Consider the following 13,320-nt stretch of genomic DNA (forward strand, 5'->3'; position numbering starts at 1 on the left):
TCTCCTCCGTGCGCGAAGCGCTGTTCAGATCGTGTCGAGGACGTGGCGGGCCATCTCCTGCCGTGTGCCGACCCAGACGTCGCCGGCCTTGGCCACGCGGCCCATGATCTCGTCGTAGACCCAGGCACCCGAGGGGCGGCCCATGACGTGCGTATGGGCGGTGACGTCCAGCATCAAGGGCGCGGTCTCGCGTTCGCAGAAGGCGGCAAAGCAGTCCTCGAAGGTCTCCAGCATGTGCCGCGGCCCCTGGCCGTAGCGGATGCAGGTGGGCAGGTCGTTGACGTCCATGGTGAGCGGGATGGCGACGATGCGGTGCTGACCGAAGTCCATGACGTAGGGCCGGTCGTCGTCGTTCATGTCGCCGTGGTGCAGATAGCCGGCCTCGGCCAGCAGCCGCGAACTGATCAGGCTGCCCGTGCCGCGCGGGCTGATCCAGCCGGTGGGCGCGGTGCCCGAGGTGCCGGCCAGCAGGTCGTGGTTGCGGCGCAGGTTCGCGCGTTCGGCGGCCTCGTCCAGGTAGACCGGGATCACGTCCATGCCCCACGAGTGGTTGACGATCTCGTGGCCGAGTTCGGCGATGCGGCGCACCGTGGCGGGGTCGCGTTCGCAGATGACGCCGTTGACCATCACGCTGGTCTTCACGCCGTGCTTCTCGGCGATGCCGATCAGGCGGTGAATGCCGCGGTTGACGCCGAACGAGGCCCACGAGTGGGCGTTGGTGTCGAAGTAGCCCGGCTTGAGCACGTTGCCCATGGGGCCGATGCCCGGCGCCTGGCCGTCCGACCAGGCCTCGAACGCGATGTTGAAGATCACGGCGATGCGCTTGCCGCCCGGCCAGCGGAAATCGTCGGGCAGGCGGGTGATGCGCGGGGTGTCCGGGTGTGTTGCGGTGTCGCTCATGCGTCGTCCTTCACGGTGTTGGCCAGGATGCCCAGGCCTTCGATCTCGATCTCGATGCGGTCGCCGGGCTGCATCCATACCGGCGGCTTGCGCGCATAGCCCACGCCGGCGGGCGTGCCCATCGCGATGACGTCGCCGGGTTCCAGCGTCAGCGCCTCGGTCAGGAGGCACAGCGTTTCGGCCACGGGAAACAGCATGTTGGAGGTGTTGTCGCTCTGCATGACGCGGCCGTTCAGGCGCGACTCGATCTTCAGGCCCGAGGCGCCGGGAGGCACCGCGTCGGCCGGGACCAGCCACGGTCCGAAGGCGCCGGTGCCGTCGAAGTTCTTGCCTATGGTCCATTGCGCGGTGCGGCGCTGGTAGTCGCGCAGGGTCGCGTCGTTGAAGCACGCGTAGCCCGCCACCGCCGACAGGGCGTCCTCCGGCGTGAGATGCCGCGCCCGCTTGCCGATCACCACCGCCAGCTCGGCCTCGAAGTCCAGCTTGTCCGAGACCCCGGGGCGCAGCAGCGGCGCACCGTGGGCGATGAGCGAGGTGGCGCCGCGCATGAAGAAGCTCGGATACGAGGGCTTGGCGTTGCCGCCTTCGGCGGCATGGTCAGCGTAGTTCAAGCCCAGGCAGATGATCTTGCCGGGCTGGGGCACGGGGGGCAGCAGCCGGACCTCGGCCAACGGAACGCGCTTGGCGCCCGCCAGGGCGCGGTCGGCGGCTTCCCGCATGGCTTGCGGGCCTTGCGCGGCCAGCGCCGCCAGGGCTCCGGGCTTGAACGGATGGCCTGAATCGGCGATTTCGGCGACGCTGCCGTCCGCGACCACGCCGATGCGGACCGTGTCCTGGCCTGGGAGTGTGTAGGAAACGAAAGGATGAGCCATTGTCGATAAAACTCCATATGGAGAAAAATATCGACAAAATTCTATCGAGCTAAAATAATGTCGGTAACCTGAGGAAAACCCCCGCATGCTAGATGCCGATATCGCTCCCAGCATGACCGTGCAGATCTACGAACGCCTGCGCGCCGATCTGCTAGACGGTCTGTGGCCCCCCGGGCAGAAGCTGCTGATGCATCGCCTGCGGCAGCACTACGCCATAGGCGCGAGCCCCCTGCGCGAGGCGCTCAGCCGCCTCGTCGCCGAAGGGCTGGCCGTCCATAACGACCAGCGCGGGTTCGCGGCCGCGGCGGTGTCGGCGGACGAACTGGAGGACATCCTGCGCAACCGCGTGGCGCTGGAGTCGCTGGCGCTGGAGCAAGGGCTGGCCCGGCGCGGTCCGCAATGGGAAGAAGAGTTGCTGATCGCTTTCCACCGCCTGTCGCGCACGCCGCGCTCGGTCGACGAGGACAGCTATGAAGAGAACCCGGTGTGGGAGCGGCAACATCGCGCGTTCCACTTCGCGTTGTTGTCCGCGTGCGGGTCGCCGACCCTGATGGAGTTCTGCGAACAGCTCTACGACCGCGCCTACCGCTATCGGCAACTGGCGGCGCGCAAGGCCTACAAGCGGCGCAACGAACTGGACGAGCACCGGGCCATCTTCGAGGCCGTGATGGCGGGGGACCTGGATGCGGCCAAGGCGCTGCTGGCCCGGCATTACGAGCGGACGGCCGCGTTGTCGGGCCAGCAGGGGTAGGGCGGCCCTAGCGGCAGGCCTGGCCTTCGGCGCGGCCCTCGCGGGCCGCCTGCGCGAAGGCCAGGGCATCGTCCATGGCCGCAGGCAGGACGGTGCCGTGCGTGGCGCCGGCATATTCCCGGTACGCGACGGGCGCCTTGGCGTTCTGGCAGAGCGAGGCGATCATGGCCCGGGTGGTCGGCGGCGTGACCGAGGTTTCGTCCTTTTCCCCCTGCATGACCAGGACGGGTACCCGCATCGCGAGCCGGGAGGGATCCTGCGCGTTCACGAAAACCGCGACCTTGTCGTATTCCCGGCCGCGCGACAAGTACTGGCCGGGCCGCAGCTGAGGCTGCTCGCGCAGCGCGCCCAGACAGGCCTGGCGGGCCGCGTCGACCTGCGGCCGGAAGTCCGGCCGCACCAACTGGTCCAGCGAAATGGACGGGTCCACGGCATGGGCGGCCAGGACCGTCAGCGACACGAAGGGCTGGGCGGCCACGTGGACGAAGCCGCCGTCGGCCGCGCCATCCATGAATGTCATGACGCCCGGACCGGTGGGGGCGAAGGCCAGCGCGCCGCGCAGGCGATAGGGAGGACGGGGTTCGCGGCTGGCTACCCACAACGCGGCGCCGCCGCCTTCGCTGTGGCCGGCCACCAGCCAGTCGTCGGCCAGTTTTTCGCCCAGCCCATGGGCCGCCGCGACGATGTCGACGACGGCGTTGGCGTTGCTGGGACCGTGCAGCAGCGGCCGCTCGCCGTTGGCGCCCCAGCCTTCGTAGTCGGTGCGCAGCACGGCGTAGCCCCGCCGTACCAGTTCCGCCAGCAACCCGGTTGCGGATCCCGGGCCCATCAGCGAGGGCGAGCATTGCGGCGCGAAGCCGGTGGTGCCGTGGGCCCAACTGACGACCGGATAGCCGCCGGGGGGCGGTGGCGCATCCGGTAGCGTGACCTGGCCGTAGGCGACGGTGGGCTGGTTCGTGAACGAGGTCGAAACATAGCTGATCAGCAGCGTGCGGCCGGCGCCGGGAATGCGGCCGAGGGTATGGGGCTTGGCCGTGAGCAACTGGCCGGGCCGCAGCGCGGGTGGGGCCGCCTGCGCGGATGTGGCGCCGGCGGCCAGCAGGGTCAGGGCGGCGGCGCCCGCCAGGATCAGTTCATGGATGCGCTTGGGTAGCAAGGTCGGGTCTCCTGTGTCGTATGGGCGCGGCAGCCCGGCGGGGCGCCGCGACGTCCCGCACTGTTCCATGCGGACGTACACGGGGGAAGCGACATTTGTCGAACGGGTGGCAACCGTGGGTTGCCGCGCCTTACCAGTCGAGCCCGCGTATGGCGTCGAGCACCGCCTGCCTGAACTGCTCGGTGGCCGGCGGCAGGCAGATGCCGGTACGCGTGACGGTGCCCGCGGCGATGGCCGGCAGCGGATCGGCAAGCGGCAGCTCGGCCAGGTGCCCGGCGAACAGGGCGTGCCGCACGAAGGGCCGGGGCATAAGCGCGATCATCTCCGCGTCCATCAGCAGCCGCAGCGTCAGGAACGCCGACTGCGACGACATGACCTGCGCGGGCGGGGGCGCGCCTGTCCGGACGAAGGCCTGATCGAACTCGGCCCTTTTCACCAGTTGCCCGGGATAGATCCAGGCATGGCCCGACAGGTCCGCGAGCGTGGTGGAGGACGAGGCCGGATGTCCCCGCCGGGCCACCGCGACCAGCGAACCGCGTCCAGCGATGTCGTGTCCGCAGCCGGCGGGAAGGTCGGGCAATTCGTGGTGGACGACGAGGAAGTCGAGCACGCCCGACTCCAGCAAGGCCGGCGTGCGGTCCATGCTGAGTTCGATGACTTCGATCTCGATCCCGGGTTGTTTCTCGCGGAATCGCGTGATCGCGGGCGGCAGCGCGAAGAACGCCATCGACGCCGACGCGCCCACCGTTATCCGTCCATGCCGTCCGCCCCGCAACTGCGCGAGTTCGTCGCCCGCGCGGCGCAAGTCGGCCAGTATGGTCTGCGCACGGGCCGCGGCGACCTGGCCGTAGCGGGTCAGTTCGATGCCGCGGGAACTGCGCACCAGCAAGGGCACGCCCAGCTCCGCTTCCAGTTCGCGTATGGTCTTGGTCAGCGCCGAATGGGACAGCGCCAGGTGTTCCGCGGCCGCCCGCAGGCTGCGATGCTGCGCGCAGGCGACCAGCGCGCGCATCTGACCAGTCTTCATCAGCATGGTGGCGGCGTGCCCTTTCAGGCAGCCATGGCTTCCTCGGCCGGCTGGTCGGCGCGCGAGCGCCAGGCCACGATGTCCTCGATCGTCAGCAGCGGCCAGCCATGTTCGTGGCCATAGGCCAGCGCCGCGTCGCCGCGCATCATGCTGCCGTCCTCGTGCATCAGCTCGCACAGCAGCGCGGCGGGGGCGAGGCCGGCCAGCGCCGCCAGGTCCACCGATCCCTCGGTATGGCCGCGGCGGCCCAGCACGCCGCGCGGATCGGCGCGCAGCGGGAACATGTGGCCGGGGCTGACCAGGGCCGCGGGGTCGCCGGTCAGCGCGGCGCGCACCGTGGTGATCCGGTCCGCCGCGGACACGCCCGTGCTGACGCCGTCGCGGGCCTCGATGGTGACCGTGAAGGCGGTGCCGTTGCGGCTGCGGTTGCGCGAGGTCATCTGCGGCAGCCCGAGCGCTTCCACGCTTTCGGGCGTCAGGCACAGGCAGACGATGCCGCTGCAATCGCGGATCATGCGCGCCATGATGGGTTCGGTGATGGATTCGGCGGCGATGATGAGGTCCGCTTCGTTCTCGCGGTCCTCGTCGTCCAGCAGCACGACTGGCTGGCCGAGCTTCAGCGCGGCCAGGGCCGCGAGCAGCCGTTGTTCGGCGGTGGTGGCTTCGAAGTACTGTTGCAGGGACTGCATGAAAACGCTCCATAGGACACAGGAAGCGTTCAGGGCATGGCGCTCGAGCGCCTTAGGAGGCGCGCCGCCCATGGCTGCGCGAACGCAGGCCGGTACGCGGCACGTGTTCCCGTCTTCTTTCATCCGGACTATGACCGTCGGCTCCGGCATGGGACCGGATCTGCTGACCTTGCCGGGAGGCCGGCAAGCGCTCGCGGGCTCGGTGTCCAAAGACACCCTACCGCCGGTGGGGATTTCCACCCCGCCCTGAAGACGCACCACCCAGACAGGCGGCAGGGCTATCGTAGCAGAAGTGCCGCCCGGCCTCGGGGAACGCCCTCACGGCGCCTCGGGTATTCTTGCCGTTCGAGCAGACCAGTCTTTGTCCATGTCCAACGATAACGATACGCGGCCGCCCCAGATCGGCGGACGGCAGTCCCTGTTGATCTTTGCCTGTTTCGCCGCCGCCTATTTCTTTTCCTACGGCCTGCGCTCGGTCAATGCCGCGCTGGCGCCCTTCATCACGCAGGACTTGTCGCTCAGCAAGTCGCAGCTCGGCTGGCTGTCCTCGGCGTTCTTCGTTTCCCTGGCAGCCATGCAGGCGCCGCTGGGCGTCTGGCTGGACCGGTACGGCGCGCGGCGGGTCGAGGCCTGTCTGCTCGCGGTCGCCGCCCTGGGGTCCTTCGTCATGGTCTGGGCCGGCAGCTTCGCGGTCACGTCGGCGGGACGGATCCTGATCGGCGCCGGCGTGGCGGCCAGCCTGATGGCGCCGTTCTCGTATTTCCGGCGCTGCTATCCGGTGGAGCGGCAGGCGCAGCTGGGACTGTGGCTGCTGGTGGCCGGCACGGGCGGCGCGGTGTTCTTCACGTCGCCCGCGGCCGCGCTGGCCGGCCATTTCGGCTGGCGCAGCGTCCATCTCTTGTCGGGGCTGTCGCTGGCGGTGGTCGCGGTCCTGCTATGGCGCGTCGTGCCCGATCACGACGTCAGCGTGCTGGGAACGGGGCGCTCGGGCGCGGCGCAGGTCTCGCTGTGGGGACTGCTCGGGCATCCCGAGATCCTGCGCGTGATGCCGCTGTCGGCCATCGGGCAGGGCGGCATCATCGCCTTGCAGACGCTATGGGCCGGACCCTGGATGACGGATGTCCTGGGCATGAGTCCCTCCGGCAGCGCCTCGATGCTGCTGGTCATGATGCTGGTGATGACGCTGGGCTATGTGGTCATGGGCTTCGCGAGCCCGCCGCTGCAACGGCGCTTCGGCCTGTTGAACGTCGCGCTGGCGGGCTACCTGTGCTGCTTCGCCGTGATCCTCCTGCTGGCCTTCGTCGGCGGACCGCTGGCATGGCTGTTGTGGCTGGTGATGGCGGCGGGCGTGGCACCCATCATGCTGATGCAGCCCTATCTGTCCACGCAGTTTCCCCGCGAGGCGGCGGGGCGGCTCGTGACGCTCTACAACATGTTCGTGTTCGTCGGCGCCTTCGTGATCCAGTGGGGCATAGGCGTGGTCGTCGACGGATTGACGCAGGCCGGGTTGGGCCGAGGCGCGGCGTTCGCGGTGGCATTCGCGGGCCTGGGGGTGTTGCAGATGGCGTCGCTGGGATGGTTCGTCCGCGGGCGCAGGGCGGACTGACCTGCCCGGCGAAAAAAAGCCCGCTTTGCGCGGGCTGATGGAGATATCGGTCAGGATGAGGATGGGAGCCTAGCTTCGCCTCTTGTCGTCCGCGGGATGGCGGCGTCCTTCCAAATGCGGAGCGTTGCCGCCTTCTCCCAGCATGCCCAGGGCCTCGGTTTTGAGCGCATGCACGCATTGCGCCAGAAAACCGTGGACCGCGGACAACTGGTCCCGTTCGTAGCGGGCACCGATGTGCGCGACGTCTTCGGCCACGGCCCGCATGTGGCGTTCGATCTCCGAGCATTTCTCGCGCACCGGCCGAATGACGACGATGCGCCGGTCCAGCGGATGCTTGTCGCGGACCACGAAGCCGGTGGCTTCCAGTCTGTCGATCACCGCCGTCGTCCCGCCCGAGCTGATGCCTGCCAGGCAGGCCAGCTGGCCGGTCGTGATGGGCTCGAACTCGATGACGAGTTCGAGCGCCTTCACGTCGACCATGCCCAGCCCCAGTCGTTCGGCCAATGCTGTCTGGTATAGCGAGGTGTAGACCGTCAAGCGGCGGCCCAGCATCGTGACGATGCTGTTGAGCATCTCCTGGCTGTCGCTGTCCGTCTCTTCGGGTTCCCGGGGTATCGATCCGTGGACCGAATGGCTCGAGGAACTCATTACGTTCTCCCAGTGAAGCATGGCCTCTCCTTTCAATGCTTGCCCAACCCGCCCAGCAATCCGCCCAATAGCCCGGTGACCGGGTTCAGCAGGCCGCCGTTGCCTTCGCCACCTCCCGTGCCGCCGCCCAGGCCGGTGCCCTGGCCGACACCAGCCGTCAGGCTGTTCACGGCGCCGGTCAGGTTGGTCAGCACGTTGCCGACCGGGTTGGTGTTCTCGGGCGTGGCATGCACCAGGCCGCCCACGCTGGAGACCGTCTGGCCCAGGCCGTTCACCAGACCGCCCAGGCCCGTGCCGACGGCGGGAACGTTGCCGCCCAGGTTGGTGCCGACGCCGCTCAGGCTGCCGCCCAGCGAGGTCAGGAGGCCGTTGACCGGTTCGCCCAGGCCGGTGGCCGCGCCCACCGTCTGCGTCGTGCCGGACACCAGGCCCGCAACCGGGGAGACGACCGGATCGAGAGCCGTGCCGACGTTGCCCAGGGTTTCCTTGGCGTTGAGCGGCAGGAGGTTGTCGACCGCATTGCCCGTGTTGGCCAGCGAGGGATGGAGGATGGGCTGGGCGTCGCTGCCGATGCCGCCCAGCAGGCCGCTGGTGATCGGGGCGAGGAGGCCGTTGCTGCCGCCCAGCAGGCCTTCGAGGTTGCCGGACAGGATGGGTTGCAGGAGGCCGCCTTCACCGCCCGTGCCGCCGCCGGTCAGGCCGCCGAGCAGGCCGGTGACCGGGGCCAGCACGCCGCCTTCGCCGCCGGTGGCGCCGTTCAGCAGGTTGGTGACCGGGGCCAGGACGCCGCCGTCACCACCCGTGACGCCGCCGAGCAGGCCGGTGACCGGGGCCAGCACGCCGCCTTCGCCGCCAGTGGCGCCGTTCAGCAGGTTGGTGACCGGAGCCAGGATGCCGCCTTCGCCACCGTGACGCCGCCGAGCAGGCCGGTGACCGGGGCCAGCACGCCGCCTTCGCCGCCAGTGGCGCCGTTCAGCAGGTTGGTGACCGGAGCCAGTACGCCGCCTTCGCCGCCCGTGACGCCGCCGAGCAGGCCGGTAACGGGGGCCAGCACGCCGCCTTCGCCGCCAGTGGCGCCGTTCAGCAGATTGGTGACCGGGGCCAGGACGCCGCCGTCACCACCCGTGACACCACCGAGCAGGCCGGTGACCGGGGACAGCAGGCCGCCGTTGGCGCCAGCGGCCGAGGGCGACGCGGCGCTGCCTGCCTTGTCGACCAGTCCGCCTTCGACGCTCAGGCCGAGCCCGGCCGTCAGGCTGTCCACCGAACCGGTCAGGTTGGTCAACACGTTGCCGACCGGATTCTTGTTGGCATCGGACGCATGCAGCACGCCGCCCGCGCTGGCGACCGTCGCGCCCAGCCCGGAGACCAGGCCGCTGACGCCGGTGCCGGCAACGGGAAGCTTGCCGCCCAGGCTGTCGCCCAGGTTGGAGACGGCGCCGCCCACCGAGACGAGGAGATCGTTCACCGGCGCGCCCAGGCCGGTCTTGTCGCCCACCTGCTGGGTGAGCTGTGTGGCCGTGCCCACGATGGGGCTGACCGCCGGATCCAGGCCCGCGCCCACCTGGCCCAGCGTCTGGCCGAGCTTGAGGTCGACGAGATTGTCCACGGCGTTGCCCGTGTTGGCCAGCGCCGGCTGCAGCACGGGGTTCTGGACCGTGCCACCTTCGCCCAAGCCGTTCAGCAGTTGCGAGACGGGGCTCAGCAGGCCATCGTCAGAGGCCAGCGTGCCGGTCAGGGTGGAGACCGTGCCGCTCAGGTTGCTGAGCACGTTGCCCAGCGGATTGGGATTGTCTTCGGACGCGTTCAACAGGCCGCCGGCGCTGGCGACGGTATCGCCCAGGCCCGCGACCGCGCCGCCAAGCCCCAGCTTGACGGGCAGGCCGGTGTCGTCCAGCGATTGGCCGAGATCCTTCACCGAGCCGCCGACCGAGGTCAGCAGGTTGTCCACGGGAGCACCCAGGCCGGTCGCGGCGCCTACTTGCTGCGTAAGGCCCGTTACCGTGCCGCCCACGGGAGCGACCACGCCGTCGAGCTTGGTGCCGACGTTGTGCAGCGTGCCGGTCAGTCCGGTGTCCACCACGTTGTCGACCGCCTGGCCGACGTTGCCCAGCGTGGGAGCCAGGACGCCGGTAACGGGGGTGCCGCCGGGGTCGCCCGGATTGCCGGGGTCGCCCGGGTTGCCAGGATTACCCGGATCTCCCGGGTTGCCCGGATCCCCCGGGTTGCCGGGATTGTTCGGATTATTGGGGTTGTTCGGATCACCCGGATTGTTGGGGTTGCTGGGATTGGTGGGGTCGGAGCCTCCTCCCAACCCGGAGGTGATCGCACCGGATCCGGAGCAACCGGCCAATGTCGAGAATGCGAGTACCAAGGCGGCTACCAGGACGCGAGGACCCGGTTTCGTTTGTTCTTTGTGCATGGTTGTTCCCCTTATCGCTGAAGCGGCGACACTGCCTGCTGCGCCTATCGAGCAAAAGCTGTGCCAATGTGCAACCGGAAGAGCGGCGGGACGTGTGGCGACCACCTCGGAACACCCGGAAAACCTTGCAAACAGGGGATAAATCGAAAACTCAGGGAATTCGTGCGCCTGAGACGATGCGCCCCAATTCCCTGGGAAACGGAACAAAAAGAGGGGGGATGAGGGGGTTCGTTACGTAGCAGGGAACCCCCCGTTACGTAACGAAGACCGCGTGCGGGTCAGTCGAACCGCAGCGAGTAGTTGGCGTTCACGCGCAGTGGCCGGCCGTTGCTGTTGACCGGCTTGTCGCCGACGGGTTTGGCCAGGTTCAGGTCGAAGGCGTAGCGGCGCTGGTCGGTCACGCGCAGGCCCAGGGCCAGCGAGGTCAGCGTATCCGTGGCCAGTGTGAAGTTCTTGTTGTTCAGGCTGACGCGGGCGTAGTCGGCCAGCACGTAGGGCGTGATGCTTTGCAGGTAGGGCAGGCCCACGCTGAAGCGCCGGTTCAGTTCGATCGACGCGCCGTAGCCCTTGTCCCCGCCCAACTCGCCGGCGGGATAGCCGCGCCCGAAGCGCTGGCCGCCGAACGTGACCTGCTCGGACGTGGGCAGGGAATCGGAGCTGTACTGGCCCAGCGCGGCCAGCGCCAGTCCGAACTGATGGGGCAGCGCGAAGTTCTGGTTGGCCATCAGCGTATAGCGCGCGAAGCCCAGGTCGTAGCTGCTGTTCGCGCTCTGCTCCGCGCCCAGTCCGTCCACGCCCTTGTAGACCGCGGCGGTGATGCGCCGCGATTGCCTGTCGGTGGCCTGGGCGTAGGTCAGCTCGCCGCGCAGCACGCGCAGGTGGTTGCTGAGCGTGACCTGATTGCCGGTGATGCGGCTGCTGTACGTGTCGTTGTTGCGCGAGGCGTAGAAGCCTGCGGTGCCCGTCAGCGATTCCCGGTTGGCCAGCAGGAAGGGATAGCTTACGCTGAGCCCGGCCCGCTGGTTGCGGACCCGGCGGTCGATGTTCTGCGCGTTCAGGCTGTCGTTCTCGGGATTGGCGGCGTAACTGTAGGCCTCCGCCCGCACTGTCATGCCGTCGCTGCCTACCGGCACGGCGACGTTGGCCGCGTAGTACTCCAGGTGATCGCTGCCGCGCGGCACCGCCGTGGTGACCTGGATCTGTTCGGCCAGCGGCGTCAGGCTGTTGGCCGTCGCGGTCAGCATGGCATGGACGCCGGTGCCCAGGTTGCCGATGCCGGTGTCCAGGCGGAAGGCCTTGTAGCCCACGTTCACGACCAATTCCGTGGAGCCGTCGGCGCGCTTGGGCAGTGCGAGCTCGGGCTTGATCGTGGCGCCGGCCACCGTGGTCATCAGGTTCAGGTAGCGCTCCAGCGTGGCCCGGGTCAGCGGCCGTTCGGCCTCGATGCGCGCGGCATAGTCGCGGATCTTGGCTGCGGCGTTGCCGGCATCGCCTTCGATCCGCGTGTTGCCCACATAGCCTTCGACCACGGTCACCTTGACCAGCCCGTCGCGAAAGTCCTGCGACTGGATCAAGGCAAAGGACAGCGCATAGCCGGCATCGCGATAGAGCTGGGTGATGGCATCGGTGCGCTGGATCAGTTCCGCAACGGTGATTTCCTTGCCCGCCAGCGGCTCCAGCAGGTCGATCACCTTCTGGAAGTCGAGCGCCGTGACGCCGGAGACGTCGAACTGCTTCGGCACCAGCCTATGCGCCAGCAGGGCCTGGATCGCTTCGTTCTGCGCCGGTACCGGGACGGACACGGAAGGGGCCGGAGCCGGGGCCGGCACGGAGACCGGAGGCAGGGATTCCGCAGGGTTTCCCCGGAGCGGGCTGTCCGCCGCCGGTGCCGCTAAAGGAGATAGGGCTCCCGCGATCAACACGGCCAGTTTAAGCGTGCGGAATTCGGGTTTTCCCGATGAAAACGAGGTCATTGGGGAATATGGCGCAAATATGCGTAAACGATCTTCATCGCGCGCAGTGTGCCATATGAATACCGGCTCAGGGGTGCGATCGCAATGGTAGGACGGTGTTTTTCATAGTGGGACGTTTGTAGGACGTTACCGGCAGATACTAAAACTCTTTTAATCGAACGGCTTTCGATCGGAATAGATAATCGCAAGTTTGCGATTATCTGGCGATTAACAAAGATGCGGGGAAAGATTCGCGATTTCCTGGCGCTTGCCTTCATCCGATTAATACGGATTCTTGGGAAAACAGATATTGACAAGCTCGGAACGATGCCTGTAGGGTGTACGTAACCGAGCGTTACAAAAAGAGAATCTATGCAGCCTGGAGATATTCTCCCTCTACGTTTTGACGCTAGCTTGGTCGCGCTGTCCTTTGTGATTTCCGCATTGGGCGCGTATGTGGCGTTATTGGCCGCCAGCCGTATCCGGACGCTGGATAGTGGCGTGCACGTGGGGTATGTCATCGTGGCGGGTATCGCGCTCGGTGGCGTGGGTATATGGAGCATGCATTTCATCGGCATGCTCGCCCAGCTCATTCCGCTGGGCGTGGCCTACGGGCTCTGGCTCAATCTGCTCAGCCTGTTCGTTGCCGTGGCATTCGCCGGCGCCGCGCTCTGGTACGTGGGCAGCGCCCGGTTCTCCCTCGACCGCTGCCTGACGGCGGGCGTGCTGGCGGGTTTCGGCGTGGCCGGCATGCACTATATCGGCATGGGCTCCATGCGCATGGATGCCTTCTTCGACTGGAGCATCGCCCTGGTGCTGCTCTCGGTGGCGATCGCCATGGCCGCCGCCACCGCGGCCATCTGGCTGGCGTTCAACCTGACCAGCGAGCTGCAGCGCGTCATCGCCGCCGTGGTCATGGCGCTGGCCGTTTGCGGGATGCATTACACCGGCGTGGCCGCCGGCACCATCATCTGTTCGACCCCGCGTACCTTCTCCGGGTGGCAACTGGACGGCAGCGTGCTGCCTTATGCGGTGTTCCTGATTTCAGCCGTGACGCTGGTCGTCATGCGCATCGAGTTGCACCGCAGTTCCGAGGAAGTGCGGACCAACGCCGCGCAGCGGGTCGACCACGTCATTTACTCGCGCCAACGCCCGGAAAATCGCAAATGACCGCCTGTAGAGATATTCGTTTTTCTGGCATTTTCTTTGGGGAGGTGTCATCGAAAATATAGGAATGCAGTCGTGAATGAATCGGCTGATAATGCCGAGGTAAATGTTTCCTTTTTTTTCAGAGATG

12 protein-coding genes and 1 riboswitch are annotated in these 13,320 nt (G+C 67.7%); of the genes, 3 read left to right on the forward strand and 9 right to left on the reverse strand.

Annotated elements, in window-relative coordinates; all coding sequences use genetic code 11:
• Window positions 1-24: 24 nt before the first annotated feature.
• Both EGT29_RS09795 and EGT29_RS09800 read right to left on the reverse strand, forming a co-directional pair.
• Window positions 25-900 carry a polysaccharide deacetylase family protein gene (locus tag EGT29_RS09795; protein WP_161567757.1) on the reverse strand — a complete coding sequence of 292 codons (876 nt, stop codon included), beginning with the start codon at window positions 898-900 and terminating at the stop codon, window positions 25-27.
• Window positions 897-1,772 (reverse strand): fumarylacetoacetate hydrolase family protein, encoded by an 876-nt coding sequence (locus tag EGT29_RS09800; RefSeq protein WP_124688848.1) that lies wholly within the window; start codon window positions 1,770-1,772, stop codon window positions 897-899. Before EGT29_RS09800 ends, EGT29_RS09795 begins: the two co-directional genes overlap by 4 nt.
• An 85-nt stretch (window positions 1,773-1,857) precedes the next feature.
• On the opposite strand from EGT29_RS09800, the gene EGT29_RS09805 reads away from it, so the two are divergent.
• Window positions 1,858-2,523, forward strand: coding sequence for a GntR family transcriptional regulator (locus EGT29_RS09805; RefSeq protein WP_238160344.1), 666 nt, complete (start codon window positions 1,858-1,860; stop codon window positions 2,521-2,523).
• 7 nt (window positions 2,524-2,530) lie between these two features.
• Here EGT29_RS09805 and EGT29_RS09810 read toward each other — a convergent pair whose 3' ends face one another.
• From EGT29_RS09810 to ribB, 3 genes are all read right to left on the reverse strand, one after another.
• Window positions 2,531-3,679, reverse strand: coding sequence for a S9 family peptidase (locus EGT29_RS09810; RefSeq protein ID WP_161567758.1), 1,149 nt, complete (start codon window positions 3,677-3,679; stop codon window positions 2,531-2,533).
• A 130-nt stretch (window positions 3,680-3,809) separates the two neighbouring features.
• On the reverse strand, window positions 3,810-4,712 hold the full coding sequence (locus EGT29_RS09815) for a LysR family transcriptional regulator (RefSeq protein WP_124688850.1): 903 nt from the start codon (window positions 4,710-4,712) through the stop codon (window positions 3,810-3,812).
• Between the two features lie 17 nt (window positions 4,713-4,729).
• Window positions 4,730-5,395, reverse strand: coding sequence for a 3,4-dihydroxy-2-butanone-4-phosphate synthase (gene ribB / locus EGT29_RS09820; RefSeq protein ID WP_124688851.1), 666 nt, complete (start codon window positions 5,393-5,395; stop codon window positions 4,730-4,732).
• Window positions 5,396-5,502: 107 nt separating this feature from the next.
• Window positions 5,503-5,653: riboswitch (FMN riboswitch) on the reverse strand.
• A 109-nt stretch (window positions 5,654-5,762) separates the two neighbouring features.
• On the opposite strand from ribB, the gene EGT29_RS09825 reads away from it, so the two are divergent.
• Window positions 5,763-7,001: a nitrate/nitrite transporter gene (locus tag EGT29_RS09825; protein ID WP_124688852.1), complete on the forward strand. Its 1,239-nt coding sequence runs from the start codon at window positions 5,763-5,765 to the stop codon at window positions 6,999-7,001.
• 69 nt (window positions 7,002-7,070) lie between these two features.
• Here the strand turns inward: EGT29_RS09825 and EGT29_RS09830 are convergent, their stop codons facing one another.
• From EGT29_RS09830 to EGT29_RS09845, 4 genes are all read right to left on the reverse strand, one after another.
• Window positions 7,071-7,649 carry a MarR family winged helix-turn-helix transcriptional regulator gene (locus EGT29_RS09830; RefSeq protein WP_238160345.1) on the reverse strand — a complete coding sequence of 193 codons (579 nt, stop codon included), beginning with the start codon at window positions 7,647-7,649 and terminating at the stop codon, window positions 7,071-7,073.
• Between the two features lie 32 nt (window positions 7,650-7,681).
• The gene (locus EGT29_RS09835; RefSeq protein WP_124688854.1) at window positions 7,682-8,488 is read right to left on the reverse strand and encodes a collagen-like triple helix repeat-containing protein; all 807 of its coding nucleotides are present in this window, start codon (window positions 8,486-8,488) and stop codon (window positions 7,682-7,684) included.
• A 26-nt stretch (window positions 8,489-8,514) separates the two neighbouring features.
• Window positions 8,515-10,023 (reverse strand): collagen-like triple helix repeat-containing protein, encoded by a 1,509-nt coding sequence (locus EGT29_RS09840; protein ID WP_152037107.1) that lies wholly within the window; start codon window positions 10,021-10,023, stop codon window positions 8,515-8,517.
• A gap of 326 nt (window positions 10,024-10,349) precedes the next feature.
• Window positions 10,350-11,873, reverse strand: a complete 1,524-nt coding sequence (locus EGT29_RS09845) for a ShlB/FhaC/HecB family hemolysin secretion/activation protein (protein ID WP_238160346.1) — start codon at window positions 11,871-11,873, stop codon at window positions 10,350-10,352.
• Between the two features lie 522 nt (window positions 11,874-12,395).
• Between EGT29_RS09845 and EGT29_RS09850 the strand changes: the two genes are divergently transcribed.
• Window positions 12,396-13,193: an MHYT domain-containing protein gene (locus EGT29_RS09850; protein WP_124688857.1), complete on the forward strand. Its 798-nt coding sequence runs from the start codon at window positions 12,396-12,398 to the stop codon at window positions 13,191-13,193.
• Window positions 13,194-13,320 lie beyond the last annotated feature (127 nt).

Source organism: Pigmentiphaga sp. H8 (assembly GCF_003854895.1).
Lineage (GTDB): Bacteria > Pseudomonadota > Gammaproteobacteria > Burkholderiales > Burkholderiaceae_B > Pigmentiphaga.

Coding starts and splice junctions, on each gene's coding strand:
- EGT29_RS09795 (WP_161567757.1), bottom strand. CDS start 900: ATGAGCGACACCGCAACACACCCGGACACCCCGCGCATCACCCGCCTG.
- EGT29_RS09800 (WP_124688848.1), bottom strand. CDS start 1,772: ATGGCTCATCCTTTCGTTTCCTACACACTCCCAGGCCAGGACACGGTC.
- EGT29_RS09805 (WP_238160344.1), top strand. CDS start 1,858: ATGCTAGATGCCGATATCGCTCCCAGCATGACCGTGCAGATCTACGAA.
- EGT29_RS09815 (WP_124688850.1), bottom strand. CDS start 4,712: ATGCTGATGAAGACTGGTCAGATGCGCGCGCTGGTCGCCTGCGCGCAG.
- ribB (WP_124688851.1), bottom strand. CDS start 5,395: ATGCAGTCCCTGCAACAGTACTTCGAAGCCACCACCGCCGAACAACGG.
- EGT29_RS09825 (WP_124688852.1), top strand. CDS start 5,763: ATGTCCAACGATAACGATACGCGGCCGCCCCAGATCGGCGGACGGCAG.
- EGT29_RS09830 (WP_238160345.1), bottom strand. CDS start 7,649: ATGAGTTCCTCGAGCCATTCGGTCCACGGATCGATACCCCGGGAACCC.
- EGT29_RS09850 (WP_124688857.1), top strand. CDS start 12,396: ATGCAGCCTGGAGATATTCTCCCTCTACGTTTTGACGCTAGCTTGGTC.